The sequence below is a fragment of the Pseudomonas sp. 34 E 7 genome (assembly GCF_900005715.1).
GTDB lineage: Bacteria > Pseudomonadota > Gammaproteobacteria > Pseudomonadales > Pseudomonadaceae > Aquipseudomonas > Aquipseudomonas orientalis_A.
Genome location: NZ_CVTX01000116.1, coordinates 1 through 3,396, shown reverse-complemented (window position 1 = coordinate 3,396; position 3,396 = coordinate 1). Strand labels below are relative to the sequence as shown.

Sequence of the window (3,396 nt, the reverse complement as noted above, 5' to 3'; positions counted from 1 at the left end):
GCTCGAAATTGGGTCTGTAGCTCAGTTGGTTAGAGCGCACCCCTGATAAGGGTGAGGTCGGCAGTTCGAATCTGCCCAGACCCACCAATTTTGTTATGGGGCCATAGCTCAGCTGGGAGAGCGCCTGCCTTGCACGCAGGAGGTCAACGGTTCGATCCCGTTTGGCTCCACCATTAACTGCTTCTGCTGTTAGAGTTTAGAAATGAATATTCTGAAGTGAATATTGATTTCTAGTCTTTGATTAGATCGTTCTTTAAAAATTTGGGTATGTGATAGAAAGATAGACTGAACGTTACTTTCACTGGTAACGGATCAGGCTAAGGTAAAATTTGTGAGTTCTCTTAATTGAGAAATTCGAATTTTCGGCGAATGTTGTCTTCACAGTATAACCAGATTGCTTGGGGTTATATGGTCAAGTGAAGAAGCGCATACGGTGGATGCCTTGGCAGTCAGAGGCGATGAAAGACGTGGTAGCCTGCGAAAAGCTTCGGGGAGTCGGCAAACAGACTTTGATCCGGAGATGTCTGAATGGGGGAACCCAGCCATCATAAGATGGTTATCTTACGCTGAATACATAGGCGTAAGAGGCGAACCAGGGGAACTGAAACATCTAAGTACCCTGAGGAAAAGAAATCAACCGAGATTCCCTTAGTAGTGGCGAGCGAACGGGGACTAGCCCTTAAGTGGCTTTGAGATTAGCGGAACGCTCTGGAAAGTGCGGCCATAGTGGGTGATAGCCCTGTACGCGAAAATCTCTTAGTCATGAAATCGAGTAGGACGGAGCACGAGAAACTTTGTCTGAATATGGGGGGACCATCCTCCAAGGCTAAATACTACTGACTGACCGATAGTGAACTAGTACCGTGAGGGAAAGGCGAAAAGAACCCCGGAGAGGGGAGTGAAATAGATCCTGAAACCGTATGCGTACAAGCAGTGGGAGCCCACTTTGTTGGGTGACTGCGTACCTTTTGTATAATGGGTCAGCGACTTATTTTCAGTGGCGAGCTTAACCGAATAGGGGAGGCGTAGCGAAAGCGAGTCTTAATAGGGCGTCTAGTCGCTGGGAATAGACCCGAAACCGGGCGATCTATCCATGGGCAGGTTGAAGGTTGGGTAACACTAACTGGAGGACCGAACCGACTACCGTTGAAAAGTTAGCGGATGACCTGTGGATCGGAGTGAAAGGCTAATCAAGCTCGGAGATAGCTGGTTCTCCTCGAAAGCTATTTAGGTAGCGCCTCATGTATCACTGTAGGGGGTAGAGCACTGTTTCGGCTAGGGGGTCATCCCGACTTACCAAACCGATGCAAACTCCGAATACCTACAAGTGCCGAGCATGGGAGACACACGGCGGGTGCTAACGTCCGTCGTGAAAAGGGAAACAACCCAGACCGTCAGCTAAGGTCCCAAAGTTATGGTTAAGTGGGAAACGATGTGGGAAGGCTTAGACAGCTAGGAGGTTGGCTTAGAAGCAGCCACCCTTTAAAGAAAGCGTAATAGCTCACTAGTCGAGTCGGCCTGCGCGGAAGATGTAACGGGGCTCAAACCATACACCGAAGCTACGGGTATCACGTAAGTGATGCGGTAGAGGAGCGTTCTGTAAGCCTGTGAAGGTGAGTTGAGAAGCTTGCTGGAGGTATCAGAAGTGCGAATGCTGACATGAGTAACGACAATGGGTGTGAAAAACACCCACGCCGAAAGACCAAGGTTTCCTGCGCAACGTTAATCGACGCAGGGTTAGTCGGTCCCTAAGGCGAGGCTGAAAAGCGTAGTCGATGGAAAACAGGTTAATATTCCTGTACTTCTGGTTATTGCGATGGAGGGACGGAGAAGGCTAGGCCAGCTTGGCGTTGGTTGTCCAAGTTTAAGGTGGTAGGCTGGAATCTTAGGTAAATCCGGGATTCTAAGGCCGAGAGCTGATGACGAGTCGTCTTTTAGACGACGAAGTGGTTGATGCCATGCTTCCAAGAAAAGCTTCTAAGCTTCAGGTAACCAGGAACCGTACCCCAAACCGACACAGGTGGTTGGGTAGAGAATACCAAGGCGCTTGAGAGAACTCGGGTGAAGGAACTAGGCAAAATGGCACCGTAACTTCGGGAGAAGGTGCGCCGGTGAGGGTGAAGGACTTGCTCCGTAAGCTCATGCCGGTCGAAGATACCAGGCCGCTGCGACTGTTTATTAAAAACACAGCACTCTGCAAACACGAAAGTGGACGTATAGGGTGTGACGCCTGCCCGGTGCCGGAAGGTTAATTGATGGGGTTAGCTAACGCGAAGCTCTTGATCGAAGCCCCGGTAAACGGCGGCCGTAACTATAACGGTCCTAAGGTAGCGAAATTCCTTGTCGGGTAAGTTCCGACCTGCACGAATGGCGTAACGATGGCGGCGCTGTCTCCACCCGAGACTCAGTGAAATTGAAATCGCTGTGAAGATGCAGTGTATCCGCGGCTAGACGGAAAGACCCCGTGAACCTTTACTATAGCTTTGCACTGGACTTTGAATTTGCTTGTGTAGGATAGGTGGGAGGCTTTGAAGCGTGGACGCCAGTCTGCGTGGAGCCAACCTTGAAATACCACCCTGGCAACTTTGAGGTTCTAACTCAGGTCCGTTATCCGGATCGAGGACAGTGTATGGTGGGTAGTTTGACTGGGGCGGTCTCCTCCTAAAGAGTAACGGAGGAGTACGAAGGTGCGCTCAGACCGGTCGGAAATCGGTCGTAGAGTATAAAGGCAAAAGCGCGCTTGACTGCGAGACAGACACGTCGAGCAGGTACGAAAGTAGGTCTTAGTGATCCGGTGGTTCTGTATGGAAGGGCCATCGCTCAACGGATAAAAGGTACTCCGGGGATAACAGGCTGATACCGCCCAAGAGTTCATATCGACGGCGGTGTTTGGCACCTCGATGTCGGCTCATCACATCCTGGGGCTGAAGCCGGTCCCAAGGGTATGGCTGTTCGCCATTTAAAGTGGTACGCGAGCTGGGTTTAGAACGTCGTGAGACAGTTCGGTCCCTATCTGCCGTGGACGTTTGAGATTTGAGAGGGGCTGCTCCTAGTACGAGAGGACCGGAGTGGACGAACCTCTGGTGTTCCGGTTGTCACGCCAGTGGCATTGCCGGGTAGCTATGTTCGGAATAGATAACCGCTGAAAGCATCTAAGCGGGAAACTAGCCTCAAGATGAGATCTCACTGGAACCTTGAGTTCCCTGAAGGGCCGTCGAAGACTACGACGTTGATAGGTTGGGTGTGTAAGCGCTGTGAGGCGTTGAGCTAACCAATACTAATTGCCCGTGAGGCTTGACCATATAACACCCAAGCAATTTGACTACTCTAACGAGCATCAGATTGCGGTGTGTGAAGACGAGATGAACCGAAAGTTCGACGCTCACAAAACACCGA

The 3,396-nt window shown here is 50.9% G+C and carries 2 tRNA genes and 1 rRNA gene; all 3 read left to right on the top strand.

The annotated features are described in order from the left end of the window. Positions 1-10: 10 nt before the first annotated feature. Positions 11-87 (top strand) — tRNA-Ile (locus BFP96_RS09865). A 10-nt stretch (positions 88-97) separates the two neighbouring features. Continuing rightward, positions 98-173, top strand: a tRNA-Ala gene (locus tag BFP96_RS09860). Between the two features lie 237 nt (positions 174-410). After that, positions 411-3,302: ribosomal RNA gene (locus BFP96_RS09855) — 23S ribosomal RNA — on the top strand. The last annotated feature ends 94 nt before the right edge of the window (positions 3,303-3,396 follow it).